The sequence below is a fragment of the Kribbella catacumbae DSM 19601 genome (genome assembly GCF_000372465.1).
In the GTDB taxonomy this organism is placed as follows: Bacteria; Actinomycetota; Actinomycetes; order Propionibacteriales; family Kribbellaceae; genus Kribbella; species Kribbella catacumbae.
Map to the genome: position 1 here is coordinate 178,912 of NZ_AQUZ01000001.1, position 16,278 is coordinate 195,189.

Genomic DNA, 16,278 nt, shown 5'->3' on the forward strand with positions numbered 1-16,278 from the left:
CTCTATAGCGACCCTACCCGGCGGCACCCCCAGTGATGGTGCGAACCAGGTCACTCGCGGTGTCGCATTGGTCCAGCAGGGCCCCGACGTGTGCCTTTGTACCGCGCAGCGGGTCCAGCGTCGGGATGCGTTGCAACGATTCACGTCCGGGGAGATCGAAGATCACCGAGTCCCAGGAGGCGGCTGCGACCTGGCCGGCGTACTGCTGCATGCAGCGGCCGCGGAAATAGGCGCGGGTGTCGGTCGGCGGATGCGAGACGGCCATCCGGATCTCCTCGTCGCTGACCAGGCGCTGCATCCGGCCGGACTTGACCAGCTTGTAGTACAGGCCCTTGTCCGGGCGGAGATCGGCGTACTGCAGGTCGACCAGGTGCAGCTTCGAGTCGTCCCACTCCAGGCCGTCGCGATCGCGGTAGGACTGCAGCAGCTTCAGCTTGGCGACCCAGTCGAGCTGGTCGGACAGCTGCATCGGGTCCGTCGCGAGCTGGTCGAGCACGCTCTCCCAGCGCTGCAGGACGTCCTTGGTCTGCCGGTCGGCGTCGTCGCCGTACTTGTCCTCGACGTACTTGCGGGCCTGCTCCAGATACTCCACCTGGAGCTGGACGGCGGTGATCTTGCGGCCGTCCTTCAGCGTCATGTGGTGCGTGCAGGTCGGGTCGTGGCTGATCTCGTGCAGCGCGGTGACCGGCCGGTCGACGGACAGGTCGTCGGTCAGCCAGCCGTCCTCGATCATCGCCAGCACCAGCGACGTCGTACCGACCTTCAGGTACGTGGAGATCTCGGACAGGTTCGCGTCGCCGATGATCACGTGCAGCCGGCGGTAGCGGTCCGGGTTCGCGTGCGGCTCGTCGCGGGTGTTGATGATCGGCCGCTTGAGCGTCGTCTCCAGGCCGACCTCGACCTCGAAGTAGTCGGCCCGCTGGCTGATCTGGAACCCGTTGGTGTTGCCGTCCTGGCCGATCCCGACCCGGCCGGCGCCGGTGACCACCTGGCGGCTGACGAAGAACGGGGTCAGGTGCCGCACGATCGACGCGAACGGCGTGGACCGGCGCATCAGGTAGTTCTCGTGCGAGCCGTACGACGCGCCCTTGTTGTCGGTGTTGTTCTTGTACAGGTTCAGCGGGGGCGCCCCAGGGATCTGCCGGGCCTGCCGCGCACCCTCCATGATCACCAGCTCGCCGGCCTTGTCCCAGACCACCACGTCCCGCGGGTTGGTGCACTCGGGCGAGGAGTACTCCGGGTGGGCATGGTCGACGTACAGCCGGGCGCCGTTGGTGAGGATGACGTTGGCCAGCCCGGTCTCCTCGTCGGTGAGCTGGCTGGAGTCGGCCACCTCCCGGCTCAGGTCGAAGCCGCGCGCGTCTCGCAGTGGGTGCTCCTCGTCGAAGTCCCACCGGGTTTTGCGCGCCAGAGGCTGCGTCTGGGCATAGCCGTTCACCACCTGGCTCGAAGTCAGCATCGGGTTGGCCCCGGGCTGGCCAGGAACCGAGATGCCGAACTCGGTCTCGGTCCCCATGATCCGCCGAACACTCATATGATCGAGCCTACGCGGTACGGCGGACTAAATGGGTTGATGTCACCGCGGGGTGACCTGTGAGACTGCACAAATGGACGAACTCGTGGCATTGCTGGACGACGACGGCAAGGTGTGCGGGTCCGCCCCGCGCTCGGTCATGCGGCGCGAGAACCTGCGCCACGGCGCGACCGGCGTACTGGTCCGGAACAGTGCCGGTGAGATCTACGTGCACCGCCGGACGCCCACGAAGGACGTCTACCCGGGCCGCTACGACTTCGCCGCGGGTGGTGTCGTCGCGGCCGGGGAGGACCCGTACGGCGCTGTCGTGCGCGAGCTGGCCGAGGAGCTGGGCATCACCGGCGTCGAACTGACCCGCCTGCCCGAGGGCGACTACGCGGACGACCACACCAGCTACCACGCCTACCTCTACACCTGCGTCTGGGACGGCCCCGTCAAACACCAGCCAGAGGAGGTCGAGTGGGGCGCATGGATGTCCCCCACCGACCTCGTCACCAAACTGGACGACCCCACCTGGCCCTTCATGCCAGACACCACCGCTCTGCTGGGCCCGCTGGTCCGCGCCCTCGCCCAGCCGTCCGATAACCCCTGGCAGACTCAGGCGTAGCGGGTCAGCGATCCAGCCCGGTCGTGATGCAACCATCCGAGGGCTGAGCGGTCACTTACCGCTGTGAACACCATTTTGACCGACGAGACGGAGCCCGCGATGGCCTCCTCAGTGGCCGAGACCGGACCCGACCCGGGTTCCGACCACGAGCTGTGGGAGCGGCTGCGGCAAGGTGACCAGCTGGCGCTGGGCGAGCTGTTCGATCGCTACGCGGACGACGTGCACTCGTTCGCGTTCCGGCGGACCGCCTCCTGGAGCACGGCCGAGGACGTTGTCCAGACGACGTTCCTGGCCACCTGGCGACGCTTCCATCGCAACCCACCAGGCCCGCTGACCGCTCCGACCGCCCGCGGCTGGCTACTGGTCGTAGCCGGCTACGAATGCCGGACGCTGGCGCGCACTGCCGCCCGGTTCCGCAACCTGGTCGACCGGCTGCCCGGCCCCGTCCACGGCACCGATCATGCCGCCGAGGTGGCCAACCGGCTCGACGACGAGCTGCGGATGTCGACGATCCGCCGGGCGGTCGCCAAGCTGCCCCGGCACGAGCGGGAGACGCTCGAACTGGTCGTCTGGGCCGGCCTCACCCAGGCCGAGGCCGCGGACGCGCTCGGCGTACCGGTCGGCACTGTCAAAGCGAGGCTGCACCGCACCCGTCGTCGCTTTCCCGACTTGCTCGCGCGGGTCACTTTCACCGAGGAGCTCTCATGAACATCCAGCTGGACCCGCCACCCGTGCCCCCGTTGAGTCCGTCCAAGCGGTCCCGGCTGCGGAATCGAGTGATGGACCAGGCCAGGCCCACGACCGGTCGCTCGGTCTGGCGGTGGGCCGCCCCGGTGATTGCCATCGGCGGCGTAGCGGCGGTCGTGGCCGGCACGCTGGTCGTCACCGACAAGCCGACCGCCGATCCGGGCGTCGCCGGTACGCCTGCTCCCAGCGGCGTGTCCCCCGCTTCGGGAGCTCCGAAGGTGGATCGCGGTGCGGTTCCGGCTGCCCTGCTGCCGAAACTCCAAGGCGACTGCCAGTGGCCCAACGAGACCGAGAACCCCAACCTGCTGTGGACGCGCCACGTGCGCGGCATCACCGGCGACAGCACGACAGCTGTCGCGGTGGCCAGCCAGCCGAAGAAGTCCGATCCGCCGCCGGTTACACGGAATGCCACTGGCGAACGAGCTCGCCGCGGCTCATCTCCGGGCAGCTCTGCCTACAACCTCGGGGTGAGACTCTGCCTGACGCGTACGCCGTCTGCGGGACTCGGGTCCATCGGATCAACTGTCGTCGTGGCCAACAAGGTATGGACCGCTCGGCCGACAGCCGCGCAAGGATTGGTGGCGCTCGACACCAGCGGGTTCGAGATGACGAAAAACAACGGCACGCTGCAGTTGTGGACCTTGTATCGGGCCCGGCCGGAGATCGCCCGAGTCGAGGCCCGGTCGGTCTGGAAGGGCAAGTTCGGTGAGTGGACGGAGGGTGTCGTCGACGGAGGTTTCGCCTATACGGAGGTCCAGACCCGCGGAAAGTTCGTCAACGGCGACCACCTGAAGCAACAGGTCCGAGCCTTCGACGCGGCCGGCAATCCGGTGCCGGTCAAGCTCTAGCTGAGGGTGAGCTTCAGCGGCCGATGAAGCGTGAGATCGACCGGGCCAGGTTGATTCCGACCAGGCCGCCCCAGCAGATGACGATGGCGAAGGCGCCTTCCTGAGTGGCGGCGATCGCGGTGATCGGGATGCCTGCGGCGACCGAGACGATGGCCAGCGCGAGCCCACCCGGGTCGCCTTCCCGGCTGGGCGTCTCCGCCTTCACCGGTGGCGTGGCGAGGTGCTGGGCGGTGTGCGCGTCGAGTTTGGCGAGGAACCCTTCGATGACCTCGAGCTCGTACTCCGGCCCCAGCTCCTGCCGCGCCGCCACGGCAGCACGCAGGTCCTTGCGAATGTCTTCCGTCGCCATGGCGACACGGTACGACGACCGCGGGCCGACGGCTATCGGGGAGAACCCCGACCCTGCCCTGCTCCGGGGTCTCCCAGGTGGGACGGCGGCCGCACCACCTGGGAGGGAGAGATGGATGGGATCAGGTGGCGGAGCAGGTTACGGTCGGGCGAGTTTGGTTGCCGCCGTGTTGGACGGTGAATCCGAAGGTGTTACCGCTGCCGTTCGGGCGGGCGGTCATGACGTTGCCGGTGGTATCCCAGCTGACGGTGGCATTCCAGGTGGCGATGATCTTCTGCGGGGCGCGGGTGGTGACTGTGACGGTCCAGTTGCTGGAGCCAGTCACCGCGACCTGGCCGTTGAAACGGTCGGGCCAGGACTGGCCGTCGGAGTACGTCGCGGTGCAGCCGCGGCCGGGCGGTGGGTTGTTGGCGTCGGGGCCGACGGCGCGGCCGGTCGTCGGAGAGATCATCCCTGCGCACAGGCCGCGGTTACGCAGATCCGAGACGATCTGTGGAATCGCGGCGACAGTGGCCGCGTACTGATCGTGCATGAGGATGCTCTGGCCGTTCGTGAGCCGGCCCGCGGCCTGGACGATCTGCGCGGTAGTGGCGCCGTTCCAGTCCTGCGAGTCGACGTCCCAGATGATCGTCCTCAGCTCGAGGCCGGACGCGACCGACTCAAGGGTGGCGTTCGTTTCGCCGTACGGCGGCCGGAACAGCTTCGGCGTACCGCCTCCCGCGTTCTGGATGGCGGTCTGGGTTCGGGAGAGCTCGGACGATATCGCGGCCGTACTCAGCGTGAGCATGTGCGGGTGGGTGTAGCTGTGGTTGGCGATCCACATCCCCGCACTCGCCTGAGCAGCCACCAGAGCCGCGTTGGCCGCAGCGTTCTGCCCGGTGTTGAACATCGTCGCCCGTACTCCGGCCGCCCGCAGCGCGTTGAGCAAGGCGGGGGTGTTGCCCGGGTTCGGCCCGTCATCGAAGGTCAGCGCGACGAACCCGTTACGGCAATCGGTGGGCGGCGGGTTGGTCGGAGGAGCGCCGTTGAGCGCATCCAGGACTGCGGTGTACGCAGCCTTCTTGTTGCCGTTGCCGTCGAACAGCAGTGGCGTGTCGCCGGGCCGCCAGGAGTCGGTGTCACGCACCCCCCACACAGTGATGCCGTTGCAGCGCGAGATCGCCAGGCAGGCGTTCGTCACCTGGCGGTACTTGTTCGCCTGATCGGTGCCCGATCCCTGGATGTCGAGTTCGGTGATCTGTACGTCGACGCCCAGGGCGGCGAACGTCGACAGTGTCGTCTGAAAGTTGGCCGGCAGCGGGTTCCCGCTGTTGAAGTGTCCCTGCAGGCCGACGCAGTCGATCGGCACGCCGCGGTTCTTGAAGTCGCGGACCATCGCCACCACGGCCTTCGTCTTCGCGTGGTCGGCATTGTCGATGTTGTAGTCGTTGTAGCAGAGCTTGGCGCCCGGGTCGGCGGTCCGGGCCGCTCGGAAGGCGGCTTCGATCCAATCGTCGCCCGTGCGTTGCAGGTTCGAGTCCCGGCGAGCACCGGAACTGCCGTCGGCGAAGGCCTCGTTGACCACGTCCCAGGCGTAGATCTTGCCGCGGTAGTGCGCGGCGACCTGCGTCACATGGTTGAGCATCGCGCTGCGGAGAGTGGCACCGCTCAGGCTCTGCATCCAGCCCGGCTGCTGGGAATGCCAGGCGAGAGTGTGCCCGCGCAGGCGCTTTCCGTTGCTGGTGGCCCAGTCTACGATCCGGTCGGCGTTCGTGTAGTTGAACTGGTTGCGACTGGGTTCGGTAGCGTCGATCTTCATTTCGTTCTCGGCGGTGACCATGGTGAATTCGCGGTTCGCGATCGTGGTGTAGGTCGAGTCGTTGAGTTTGCCGGCGCTGAGCGCAGTACCGAAGTACCGGCCGGTCTGGGCAGCCGAGGCACCAAGGGTGGTGGCGGCTTCGGCAGTGGCCGGAACGAGTACTGCGAGGCCGGTCGCGGCCAGGGCGCCGGCGGTCAAGGCCGCAAGGCTTCTTCTGATCATGCAGCTCACCTTTTCTGGAGGCGGTCAGATTTCGGGTGACGTCACGCAGTGATCGTGGACAAACGCAACCGATAAATCAAGAGCGCAATCCCGCGAATTTTTCGAAACATTTCGCCCTGAGCGAGGAATGAGTATTCGGCAATCCAACTTAAGAATGATCGAAATATTTCGGCCACTCTCAGCGGCGGAGCCACTCGCTCACGGCGGTGTCGAAGCCGTCCGCGACAACCACCTGGACCAAGGCCGGTCGCGGCAGCAGCGCCGCCGGAATGGTCGCCTCCTCCGCTTCGACTGCAGCATCGAGCAACTGCCAGGTCTCCCCCTCGTCAGCAGACCACCGCAGCAACCGGAGCGGCCTGTCGACGTAGACCTCCTCCTGCCAGGTCAGTCGCACGCACACGCCGTCGACGGTGCCCCGCAGACCCTCTACGCGCGGCGGAGCCCCCGCGGGTTCGCGGATCCAGACTTCCTCCTCGTCGCGTACGATCCGCAGCGTCGAGCCGCGAGGCGGATCAGGGATCACCGCACTGATCGCCCCGTCGCCATCCCAGCTCACCGGCGCGGTGGCGACGATCCGGCCGGCCTCGTCGATGAGATCCAGCCTCGCCCCCGGCAGGCACGGGCCGTTCCGGACGGGTGCCGTGTCCAGCGTGAGGACCTGCCCGACCTCGATCTCGCCGTCGACCAGCCGCCCGGAGACCGTCAACCTCAGCATCGGAACACCCCGCTCCCCCTGCTGCCAACGGAAACACGGGGTGCGGGCCCAAAGCAACAGCCGCCTCGGTCCGTGCTGGACCGGGGCGGCTGTTGTCGGAGCTGGTTACAGGTACTGACCCGTGTTCGTTGCCGTGTCGATCGAACGGCCCGGCTCGGTGCCCTGCTTGCCGGAGATGAGTGTGCGGATGTAGACGATCCGCTCGCCCTTCTTGCCGGAGATCCGGGCCCAGTCGTCCGGGTTGGTCGTGTTCGGCAGGTCCTCGTTCTCCTTGAACTCGTCCACGCAGGCCTGCAGCAGGTGCTGCACCCGCAGGCCCTTCTGGTTGTCGTCCAGGAAGGCCTTGATCGCCATCTTCTTGGCCCGGTCGACGATGTTCTGGATCATCGCGCCGGAGTTGAAGTCCTTGAAGTACAGGACTTCCTTGTCACCGTTGGCGTAGGTGACCTCCAGGAAGCGGTTCTCGTCGGCCTCGGTGTACATCCGCTCGACCGTGCGCTGGATCATCCCGTTCACGCACTCGCGCCGGTCGCCGGCGAACTCGCCCAGGTCGTCGGCGTGCAGCGGCAGGGTGGTGGTCAGGTACTTCGAGAAGATGTCGCGGGCGGACTCGGCGTCCGGCCGCTCGATCTTGATCTTCACGTCCAGCCGGCCCGGCCGCAGGATCGCCGGGTCGATCATGTCCTCCCGGTTCGAGGCACCGATGACCAGCACGTTCTCCAGGCCCTCGACGCCGTCGATCTCGCTCAGCAGCTGCGGCACGATGGTGTTCTCGACGTCGGAGGAGACACCGGAACCGCGGGTGCGGAACAGCGAGTCCATCTCGTCGAAGAACACGATCACCGGCATGCCCTCGGAGGCCTTCTCACGAGCCCGCTGGAAGACCAGGCGGATGTGCCGCTCGGTCTCGCCGACGTACTTGTTCAGCAGCTCCGGGCCCTTGATGTTGAGGAAGAACGACTTCTGCCCCTCCACCCCGGTCCGTTCGGCCACCTTCTTGGCCAGCGAGTTCGCCACCGCCTTCGCGATCAGCGTCTTGCCACAGCCCGGCGGGCCGTACAGCAGGACACCCTTCGGCGGCTTCAGCTCGTGCTCGAGGAACAGGTCCTTGTGCAGGTATGGCAGCTCGACCGCGTCCCGGATCTGCTCGATCTGGCCGGCCAGTCCACCGATCTGGGTGTAGTCGATGTCCGGGACCTCTTCGAGGATCAGCTCCTCGACCTCGGACTTCGGGATCTTCTCGTAGACGTAGCCCGAACGGGGCTCCAGCAGCAACGAGTCACCGGCCCGCAGGGCGATGTCGAGCAGCGGAGAGGCGAGCCGGACGACGCGTTCCTCGTCGGCCTGCGCGATCACCAGTGCCCGCTCGCCGTCGGCCAGCAGCTCCTTCAGCATCACCACGTCGCCGACGACCTCGAAGTCGCAGGCCTCGACCACGTTCAGCGCCTCGTTCAGCATCAGTTCCTGGCCGAGCCGGAGCGCGTCCAGGTCGACTGACGGGCTCGCCGCGACGCGGAGCTTGCGGCCCCCGGTGAACACGTCCAGCGTGTCGTCGTCGTTGCGGCCCAGGAAGGTACCGAAACCGGACGGCGGTTGGGCCAGCCGGTCGACTTCCTCCTTCAGGGCGATGATCTTCTCTCGGGCCTCGCGCAACGTTTCCGCCAACCGCTCGTTCTGCGCGGTCACGCTCGCCAAGGACGCCTGGGTTTCGGACAGTCTGCTCTCGAGCGACCGGCTGTCCGCCGGGTGCTCCAACAACCTCCGCCGCAACGCTGCGACCTCGGCCTCCAGGTAACGGACCTGGTTACGCAGCTCTGCCGCGGTAGGACTCTCGTCTCCAGCCACGATCATCACCTCACCATGTGGGGCTCGACCCTATGGACCTTACCCAGAAAAGCACGCCGAGCAAGCTGAATCCCATCACGTGTCGGTTGCGGATGAATCGGTTGTCCCCGGCGTGTCCGCAGGTGTATCGGACTTGCGCGGCCCGGAATAGTCGTCGCCGTAGGCACCCGGTGCCGGCCGGCGCTTCTTCCGCGGTGCCTGTACGCCGGGCGCCATCCGTCGCGCGGTGACCAGGAAGGCGGTGTGACCCTGCATCCGGTGTCCTGGCCGGACGGCCAGCCCTTCGACGTGCCAGTCGCGCACGAGGGACTCCCAGGCCCGGGGCTCGGTGAACTCGCCATGCGCTCGCAGCGTCTCCACGAAGCGGCTCAGCTGGGTCGTGGTGGCGACGTACGCGCAGAACACCCCACCCGGCACCAGGGCGGCCGCGACAGCGTCTACGCACTCCCAGGGGGCCAGCATGTCCAGTACGACGCGGTCGACGTCCTCTTCGTCCAGCGACTCGACCAGGTCGCCGACCTCGAGCCGCCAGGCCGGGTGCTCCGCGCCGAAGAAGCCCGTCACGTTCTTGCGGGCCACCTCGGCGAAGTCCTCGCGGCGCTCGAACGAGATCACCTGACCGTGGATCCCGACCGCCCGCAGCAGCGCGGTGGTCAGCGCGCCCGACCCAGCGCCGGCCTCGACCACCTTCGCGCCGGGGAAGATGTCGGCCATCGTCACGATCTGGGCGGTGTCCTTGGGGTAGATCACCGCCGCGCCACGCGGCATCGACACCGAGTAGTCGGCCATCAGCGGCCGCAGCGCGAGGTACTCGACCCCGCCCTTGGACCGGACCACCACCGCGTCCGGCCCGTCGATCAGCTCGTCGTGCTCGATCCCGCCCTTGGTGGTGTGGAAGATCTTCCCCCGCTCCAGGAAGACCGAGTGCCGCCGGCCCTTGGAGTCGGAAAGCGTCACCCATTCGCCCGCCTGCAGCGGACCGTGGTGCACCCCGGAGAAGGAAGCATCAGGAAAATCACGAAGATCAGACATAAGAGGGTCACCCTACTTCGCCACCCCGACGACCTCAGAATGCCGCCACACCCCCTACCCCCACCCCGCCGCAACCGGACCCCACCCATCAACCCGACCCCCACGAGCACCCCAAGCCAGTTGCCCCAGGCAACGGATCGCCATGCCTGCAGAGGCCGGCCGGGCAAGCGCGTACCGCGGCGTGTCGGCGCGGCCGCGACGGGTGGTGCGTGCACGGCGGTCCGGAAGACGGCTCCGGCGGCGACGCGACAGGTGCATGTGTCAGGGACGGTGCTGTCTCGCCGGTGCGGAGCGGGTTGGTCCCGGGACGCTGCCGCCTTACGGGGCGACTGGCGCGCTTTAGCACGCCAGTCGCCCCATAAGGCGCTAGTGGTGCAGACAGGTAGGCGCCGATCGGCAGGATGAAGGCCGGGTCGGTCGACTGGAGGCCCGCTCGGCTGGACGGGTGGGCCGCGACCGTCAGCACCCGCAGTACGCGTTGCTGAGGTCAGCGGTTGCGGAAGGCCTGTTCTACGTCTGCGGTGGCGAGGACTCCGTAGACCTCGCCGTTCGTGTCCAGCACGAGGTACTCCGAGGCGGGGCTCTTGCGGAGGGTGGCGAGGATCTCCTCGCCGGTGTCGTTGACGCCGATGATGTGGCCCGCGCCGATCCGGGTGGCGACCTCGCCGACCGTGGTCCAGGGGCGCTGGTTCTGGGCGACCGCGTTGACGGCCGACTCCGAGACCAGCGCATGCGGCTTGTCGTCCCCGTCGATGACGACGACCGCGCCGGCCTGTGCACCCGTGGCCAGCCGAACGGCCTCCGAGATCGGCATGTTGGCGTGTACTGCGATCGCTCGGCGAGCCATCGTGCGCACCTGCAGCGCCGGCAGCTTCTGCCGGAGCCGGGCCTGCATCAAGGCCGCCGTCGACCCCATCCAGAGGAAGAACCCGACCGCCAGCGCGATCACGAAGTCGATGAGGGTGGGCTCCCGGTTGAAGAGCTGTTCCAGGATCACCGGCGCCGCCAGGACAGCGATGGCGATCACCCGGCCCGCCCAGGCGGCCGCGATCGTGCCGGTGTGCGGGTTGCCCGTCACCTTCCAGACGAACGCCCGCAGCACCCAGCCGCCGTCCAGCGGCAGCCCCGGCAGCAGGTTGGTGACGCCGACGATCAGGTTGGCCATCGCGAGGTTGAACAACGCGACGTACCCGACGCCCTCGTCCACTGCCCGCGAGCCGAGGTACGCCAGTCCGCCGACCAGCAGCGACGCCAGCGGGCCGACCACGGAAACGGCGAACTCCTCGAACGGGCTCTTCCGCTCCCCCTCGATGTGCGTGCCGGCCGCGAAGAACCCCAGGTTGATCTCCGACACCGGGATGCCGAACCGCATGGCCACCAGCGCGTGCGCCAGCTCGTGGATCAGGATCGACGCGGTGAACGCGACGACGAACACGAACGACGCGACGTACCGCCAGCTGCCCAGCTCCGGGAACTGCGCACCGATGATGCTGGAGAAGCCCAGCGCCAGCAGTACCGCCACCGGCAGCCAGGTGAACCTCATGGTGAGCTTGATGCCCTTGACACGACCGATCACCCAGGTGCCGGGCGTAGGACCGGCAGGCTGGGCGGGACTCTGGGGATCACGCGAATCGGACATCGAGGTAACGCTACTGGTCGAGGTGTAACAGTGCGCTATACACCCACCGTAAGCCGCGCCGTGTAACCCTGCTCAACGCCGCCGCTCATGGTGGCCAACTGGTGGACGGCGCCGTCGTCGGAGAAGACGTTGTCGTTCTCCAGCGAGGTCTGCGACATGTTCCGCGCACTTCCGTCGTACCCCGAAGTCGCGTAGACCGCGTTGCACGCCTCGGCCGGCAGAGCCAGCTGGGAGGTCGCACTGATCTTCCCGGCCGCCGTGGCCTCGGACAGCGATGCGTAGACCTCGAAGTGGATGTGCGGCCACCTCCCCTGGTACGCCGCGGGGAAGATGGTGGTGAAGGTGACCTTCCCGCTCTCGTCGGCAGCCTGTACTCCGCGGCAGTAGTTCTCGCCGCTGATCTCGCCGTCGTAGAGCGAGTAGCGCCCCTGCGCGTCGCAGTGCCACAGGTAGACGGCCGCACCCGCCAGAGGGGTGTCCTTGGCCGCATCCAGTACTACGAGTTCGACCGTGAGCGGGACGCCCTCGGCAACGCCGCTCGCGGAGCCGAAGCTCTTGGTGATGTCCTTGCGCACGATGCCGGACTCGGTCAGGACGTTCGGGCCGTTGGACCCGTCGCCCGGGTAGGGTCCGGCGGTCTCTTCCGGGATCTCGTCGACATCGACACTCGACGTGGTGCCAGTCGACGTACCGGCCGTCGGCGTGCTGCTGGTGCTGGTGGAGGCACTCGGCGACGAGCCGCCTGAGGCGCTGTCGTCTGCCGCGCAACCGGCCACCACCGCCAGGCCTGCTCCTGCGAACAGCCTCAGGACGTTGCGCCGCCGGAGTACGCCCAGGTCGTACTCGAGGCCTCTGTCATGGTCATGCATCTCGGTCTCCTCGCCCTTGCTTGTAGATCCAGGGTGCCGAGCGAGACCGATGGTTTGCCGAAAGTCTGCTGGGAGTTCGCTGTGAGCGGGTCTACTGCCGGGTTCGCTGGCGGGCGGCCAGGCGAGCCGCCATCCAGAGCGGGAGTGCAGCCGCGACGCCGGTGAGCACCAACAGAGTCACCGACAGCGTGCTCGCGTAGCCGAGTTCGCCGTACTCGAAGGCCCGGCGGTAGATCAGCAGCGGTGCGGTCAGGGTCGCGTTCACCGGACCGCCGCCGGTGACGAGCAGTGCCGGGACGAACGCGTTCTGTACGACGACGACCACGTCCCGCACAGCCAGGACGATCACGATGGGCGCCATCAGCGGCAGCGTCACCCGTGTCATCGCGAACCAGGCGGACCCGCCTTCCAGCTCGATCGCCTCATGCAGCCGCGCGGGGATGGCGATCCGCGCGGCGAGCGCGACGGTGAACGCCTCGCCGATCTGGAAGGCCATCACCAGGACCAATCCCAGCCTGGCTCCCCACGGCGTCGTGAGGAAGCCGGGGTCAGGGATGCCCAAGGCGCCGAGCAGGGCGGGCAACGGCCCGTACAACGGGTTAAGGATCCACAGCCACAGCAGGGCCCAGGCCGCGTCCGGGATGACGGACGGCAGGTACGCCGATGCGCGGCCAACCGTCGTCGTGGCTCCGCCGCCGCGGGCCAGCAGGAGGGCAGCCCCGACCGCGAGGAGCAGCCGAAGCGGTACGACGACCGCGGCGACGAGCGCACTGACACCGACGGCGTCCCAGAACGCCCCGTCGCCCACCAAGCGGACGAGGTTGTCGACACCGGTGAACTCCGGCGCCCGGAACCCGAAGTAGTCGGTGAACGCGAGTACGGCGGCCAGCGCGAGCGGGGCCAGTACGAGTAGCAGCGACCCCAACAGGTACGGAACGGCGAGCGGCCACCGCCACACTGCCGCAGTCGGTTTCATCGGCGCTGGCCGGTCACGGCGTCGAAGCGATGCTCGTCCTCGCGACGCCAAGCCAAAGACACCTGCTCCCCCACCTTCGGGGCGTCACCCCAGGGCAGGCGAGCAAGCAACTCGCTGTCGGCCTGGATCCGAACCAGACACTCCTCGCCGGCTGGCTCGACCGCCAGCACTGTGCCTGTCCACTCACCTTCGCCGGACTGACCCTGTCCAGCACGGTCCGCAGGTGCTTGACCATCCCGGCACACCCGGACTCGCTCGGGTCGCACTCCCACCACCAGCCCGTCAGTGGCAGGCAAGAGGTTCATCGGCAGCGGGCCGACGATGCGTGCCACCGCAGTCGTGGCAGGCCGCGCGTACAGGGCGGCCGGAGTGTCGCATTGGAGCACGCGGCCACCGTCCATGACCGCTACCCGGTCCCCCATCGCCATCGCCTCGAGCTGGTCGTGGGTGACATGCACCATCGGGATCCCAAGCGACCGCTGCACCGCCCGGATCTCGCCTCGCATCCGCAGTCGTAGCTCGGCGTCGACCGAGGCGAGCGGCTCGTCGAGCAGACAGACCGAGGGGACGCGAATCATCACTCGCGCCAGCGCCACCCGCTGCCGTTCGCCACCACTCAGTTCGCCCGGCATCCGCCGCAGCAGGTGCTCGACGTCGAGGCTGCGGGCCACCTCGCCAACGCGGACCTCGACCTCGCGTCGCCGAGCTCCCCGGGCCCGTTCGCCGATGCCGATGTTCGCGGCGACGCTGAGATGCGGGAACAGCGCGGCCTCCTGGAACACCATCGCGACGTCCCGCCGACCTGCCGGTACGTCGGTGACGTCCCGGTCGCCGATGACCACGCGCCCCGAATCGAGCGGCTCCAGCCCGCTGATCGCTCGCAGCAGCGTCGACTTGCCGGACCCCGAGGGCCCGACGATGACGAGCAACTCACCATCGGCCGCCTCGAGGTCGACCCCGTCGAGGGCCACCACCCGCGCCCCGCCGTGAGCCCGGAAAACCTTGCGCGCGGCTTCGACCCGCAGGCTCATCGGCCCCGGAGCAGCGGGTCGGCCTGCTTCCGGATCTCGGCAAGCACCTGGTCGAGCGGAACACGGTCTTCGAACGCGCGCTGGAGTTGATTGCCGATCACGTCCTCGACCTCCGGCCACGACGGCGTCACTGGTGTGTGCCGCAGATGCGGGATGGCGTCGAGGAACACCTGGGACGACGCGGGCGCGCGGGTCGGGCTGAGGAACGCCGGCGAGGTCGCGACCGCCCGCAGCGACGGCACGGTCCGCCCGCCGAGGGCTGTGATGGTCTGGCCCTGGTGACCAACGGCGTAGGCGATGAACTTGGCCGCGGCGTCCTTGTGCTCCGAGCTGTTCGCGACGCAGTACGCATCGGAGTGCAGCACCGACGCGGGCTTGCCCAGGACGGGCAGGCTCGCGACGTCGAAGTCGAGCCCGCGTTGCTCCCGCAGCGCCGGGACCTCGACGCGCGAGCTCAGGAACATCGCCACCTTGCCGGTCATGAACTGCTCGTCCAGGTCCTGCGCGGCGAGCTGGGCCTTTGTCGGCGTGGCTCCGGTACCGATCAGGTCGACGACGGCCTGGAGCGCGGCGCGGGCGCCGGGCTCGTGCAACGTCGTACGGGTCGGCTTCTCGTCGTTGTCGACGATGGAGCCACCGCTGCTCCAGATGAACGGCGCCATCCGGGTGATCGACGGGTCGATGCCGACACCCTTCGTCTTGGCGCTGGTCAGGGCCCGGGCGGTCGCGACGAACTCGGCCCAGGTCCAGTCCGCCTTGGGAGGGGCGACGCCTGCCTGCCGGAACAACGCGCGGTTCCAGTACACGACGAGCGAGGAGATGTTCTGCGGCATGCACTGCAGAGCACCGCGATAGCTGAACGCGCTCAGCGGCTCCTCGTAGTACCCACCTCGGTCGAGTCCCTGCTTGTCGATCAGCGGGCCTACCGGCGCGACCGCTCCGCGTTGTACGAACGGCGCGTACTCGCGGTAGTTGATCAGGAAGACGTCCGGGGCGTCACCCGACGCGAACGCGGTGGACAGCCGGGTCAGGTGGTCCGCCCGGCCGACCGCGACGAGCTCGACCTCACCACCACTCTCCTTCTGGTACGCCGAAACGAGGCTGCGGTAGACCGCCGCTTCCTCCGGCTCGGCCCGGACCTGGACCGTGATCTTCGCCGGCGTGGCCTCGCTGGCCGGATCGGGTTCCCCGGCGCAGGCGCTCACCGCGAGCACCGCCGAAACCGTCAGCGCGGCAAGCGCCCCGCGGGCCCTCATGCCCGCTCCACCGTGGAGAAGAACGATCGCTGGCCGATGCAGAACGCGATCAGCGCGGGCGCGGTCACGATCACCGCGGCGGCGAGGTAGATCGGATACAGGGCGGCCTCCATCTCGCTGAGGCTCCGCAGGCCCAGCGCCACCGGCCAGTTGGCGGGCGACGACACGAGGGTCAGCGGATCCATGAACGTGGACCAGTAGAACAGGCCTGACAGCGCCGCGACCGCGACCACCGCCGGGCGCGCCAGCGGAATCGCGATCTGCCGCCAGACGGCGTACGGGCTGAGTCCTTCGAGCGTGGCGGCTTCGAGTAGCGATCCGGGGATTCGCGAGTAGGCCAGTGCGAACAGCAGCACATAGAAGGGCGTCGTGCCCGCAAGGGAAAGGAGAGCCACGGTGAGTGGGGTGTCGGCGAGACCGATGCCGCGCAGCAGAACGACTCGCGGCACCCACAACGCCGCAGCGGGCACCAACAGCATGAGCACCGAGAGGCCGACGAGCCAGCGGCGTACCGGGTCGCGAGCCGTGACGATCGCGAGGCCGGCCATGGACGTCACGACGACCGTGACCGGGACCGCGACGACGACGAGCAGCAGCGAGTTCAGCAGCAGGCGGGCCAGCGGCATGAACCGCGGTACAGCCGAATAGTTCGACCACTCGACGGGGTTGGGCCAGAGGTCAAGCCCGTCCGGAGGTGGCTGAAGCGGGCGCTGGAGGGAGCCCAGCAGCATGACGACGAGTGGCGCGAGGAAGAGCACGGACAGCCCGACCGCCCCGAGGGTCCGCCAGGAGGCGGGCCGTCGGGATGGC

At 68.3% G+C, this 16,278-nt stretch carries 15 protein-coding genes; 3 read left to right on the plus strand and 12 right to left on the minus strand.

What is annotated here, in order from left to right; all coding sequences use genetic code 11:
- Window positions 1-13 precede the first annotated feature (13 nt).
- Complete coding sequence (gene dop, locus A3ES_RS0100855) at window positions 14-1,534, minus strand: depupylase/deamidase Dop (protein ID WP_026162449.1); 1,521 nt, start codon at window positions 1,532-1,534, stop codon at window positions 14-16.
- A gap of 73 nt (window positions 1,535-1,607) precedes the next feature.
- Here dop and A3ES_RS0100860 point away from each other — a divergent pair, with 73 nt between their 5' ends.
- The 3 genes from A3ES_RS0100860 (at window position 1,608) to A3ES_RS0100870 (ending at window position 3,736) form a co-directional block, all read left to right on the plus strand.
- Window positions 1,608-2,141: an NUDIX hydrolase gene (locus A3ES_RS0100860; protein WP_020384872.1), complete on the plus strand. Its 534-nt coding sequence runs from the start codon at window positions 1,608-1,610 to the stop codon at window positions 2,139-2,141.
- Between the two features lie 63 nt (window positions 2,142-2,204).
- A complete protein-coding gene (locus tag A3ES_RS0100865; RefSeq protein ID WP_020384873.1) occupies window positions 2,205-2,849 on the plus strand; it encodes an RNA polymerase sigma factor in 645 nt (214 codons plus the stop codon).
- Window positions 2,846-3,736: a hypothetical protein gene (locus A3ES_RS0100870; RefSeq protein WP_020384874.1), complete on the plus strand. Its 891-nt coding sequence runs from the start codon at window positions 2,846-2,848 to the stop codon at window positions 3,734-3,736. The genes A3ES_RS0100865 and A3ES_RS0100870 overlap by 4 nt, the downstream gene beginning before the upstream one ends.
- A gap of 13 nt (window positions 3,737-3,749) precedes the next feature.
- Here the strand turns inward: A3ES_RS0100870 and A3ES_RS0100875 are convergent, their stop codons facing one another.
- The 11 genes from A3ES_RS0100875 to A3ES_RS0100925 all read right to left on the minus strand — a co-directional run bounded on the left by A3ES_RS0100875 (window position 3,750) and on the right by A3ES_RS0100925 (window position 16,226).
- Window positions 3,750-4,085, minus strand: a complete 336-nt coding sequence (locus tag A3ES_RS0100875; RefSeq protein ID WP_020384875.1) for a hypothetical protein — start codon at window positions 4,083-4,085, stop codon at window positions 3,750-3,752.
- A 121-nt stretch (window positions 4,086-4,206) separates the two neighbouring features.
- A complete protein-coding gene (locus A3ES_RS52280) occupies window positions 4,207-6,105 on the minus strand; it encodes an endo-1,4-beta-xylanase (RefSeq protein WP_083933108.1) in 1,899 nt (632 codons plus the stop codon).
- A 178-nt stretch (window positions 6,106-6,283) separates the two neighbouring features.
- Window positions 6,284-6,820 (minus strand): hypothetical protein, encoded by a 537-nt coding sequence (locus A3ES_RS0100885; RefSeq protein WP_020384877.1) that lies wholly within the window; start codon window positions 6,818-6,820, stop codon window positions 6,284-6,286.
- Window positions 6,821-6,925: 105 nt separating this feature from the next.
- Window positions 6,926-8,671 (minus strand): proteasome ATPase, encoded by a 1,746-nt coding sequence (gene arc / locus A3ES_RS0100890; RefSeq protein ID WP_020384878.1) that lies wholly within the window; start codon window positions 8,669-8,671, stop codon window positions 6,926-6,928.
- Between the two features lie 69 nt (window positions 8,672-8,740).
- Window positions 8,741-9,697, minus strand: coding sequence for a tRNA (adenine-N1)-methyltransferase (locus tag A3ES_RS0100895; RefSeq protein ID WP_051084591.1), 957 nt, complete (start codon window positions 9,695-9,697; stop codon window positions 8,741-8,743).
- 487 nt (window positions 9,698-10,184) lie between these two features.
- Window positions 10,185-11,336: a site-2 protease family protein gene (locus A3ES_RS0100900; protein ID WP_237744826.1), complete on the minus strand. Its 1,152-nt coding sequence runs from the start codon at window positions 11,334-11,336 to the stop codon at window positions 10,185-10,187.
- A gap of 35 nt (window positions 11,337-11,371) precedes the next feature.
- The gene (locus A3ES_RS0100905) at window positions 11,372-12,205 is read right to left on the minus strand and encodes an intradiol ring-cleavage dioxygenase (protein WP_020384881.1); all 834 of its coding nucleotides are present in this window, start codon (window positions 12,203-12,205) and stop codon (window positions 11,372-11,374) included.
- Between the two features lie 91 nt (window positions 12,206-12,296).
- Window positions 12,297-13,181: a carbohydrate ABC transporter permease gene (locus tag A3ES_RS0100910; RefSeq protein WP_020384882.1), complete on the minus strand. Its 885-nt coding sequence runs from the start codon at window positions 13,179-13,181 to the stop codon at window positions 12,297-12,299.
- Window positions 13,178-14,212: an ABC transporter ATP-binding protein gene (locus A3ES_RS0100915; protein WP_020384883.1), complete on the minus strand. Its 1,035-nt coding sequence runs from the start codon at window positions 14,210-14,212 to the stop codon at window positions 13,178-13,180. The genes A3ES_RS0100910 and A3ES_RS0100915 overlap by 4 nt, the downstream gene beginning before the upstream one ends.
- Window positions 14,209-15,468, minus strand: coding sequence for an ABC transporter substrate-binding protein (locus tag A3ES_RS0100920; protein WP_020384884.1), 1,260 nt, complete (start codon window positions 15,466-15,468; stop codon window positions 14,209-14,211). Before A3ES_RS0100920 ends, A3ES_RS0100915 begins: the two co-directional genes overlap by 4 nt.
- Window positions 15,465-16,226 carry a carbohydrate ABC transporter permease gene (locus A3ES_RS0100925; RefSeq protein ID WP_020384885.1) on the minus strand — a complete coding sequence of 254 codons (762 nt, stop codon included), beginning with the start codon at window positions 16,224-16,226 and terminating at the stop codon, window positions 15,465-15,467. The genes A3ES_RS0100920 and A3ES_RS0100925 overlap by 4 nt, the downstream gene beginning before the upstream one ends.
- Window positions 16,227-16,278 lie beyond the last annotated feature (52 nt).

Coding starts and splice junctions, on each gene's coding strand:
- dop (WP_026162449.1), bottom strand. CDS start 1,534: ATGAGTGTTCGGCGGATCATGGGGACCGAGACCGAGTTCGGCATCTCG.
- A3ES_RS0100860 (WP_020384872.1), top strand. CDS start 1,608: ATGGACGAACTCGTGGCATTGCTGGACGACGACGGCAAGGTGTGCGGG.
- A3ES_RS0100870 (WP_020384874.1), top strand. CDS start 2,846: ATGAACATCCAGCTGGACCCGCCACCCGTGCCCCCGTTGAGTCCGTCC.
- A3ES_RS0100875 (WP_020384875.1), bottom strand. CDS start 4,085: ATGGCGACGGAAGACATTCGCAAGGACCTGCGTGCTGCCGTGGCGGCG.
- A3ES_RS52280 (WP_083933108.1), bottom strand. CDS start 6,105: ATGATCAGAAGAAGCCTTGCGGCCTTGACCGCCGGCGCCCTGGCCGCG.
- A3ES_RS0100885 (WP_020384877.1), bottom strand. CDS start 6,820: ATGCTGAGGTTGACGGTCTCCGGGCGGCTGGTCGACGGCGAGATCGAG.
- arc (WP_020384878.1), bottom strand. CDS start 8,671: ATGATCGTGGCTGGAGACGAGAGTCCTACCGCGGCAGAGCTGCGTAAC.
- A3ES_RS0100895 (WP_051084591.1), bottom strand. CDS start 9,697: ATGTCTGATCTTCGTGATTTTCCTGATGCTTCCTTCTCCGGGGTGCAC.
- A3ES_RS0100900 (WP_237744826.1), bottom strand. CDS start 11,336: ATGTCCGATTCGCGTGATCCCCAGAGTCCCGCCCAGCCTGCCGGTCCT.
- A3ES_RS0100905 (WP_020384881.1), bottom strand. CDS start 12,205: ATGCATGACCATGACAGAGGCCTCGAGTACGACCTGGGCGTACTCCGG.
- A3ES_RS0100910 (WP_020384882.1), bottom strand. CDS start 13,181: ATGAAACCGACTGCGGCAGTGTGGCGGTGGCCGCTCGCCGTTCCGTAC.
- A3ES_RS0100915 (WP_020384883.1), bottom strand. CDS start 14,212: ATGAGCCTGCGGGTCGAAGCCGCGCGCAAGGTTTTCCGGGCTCACGGC.
- A3ES_RS0100920 (WP_020384884.1), bottom strand. CDS start 15,468: ATGAGGGCCCGCGGGGCGCTTGCCGCGCTGACGGTTTCGGCGGTGCTC.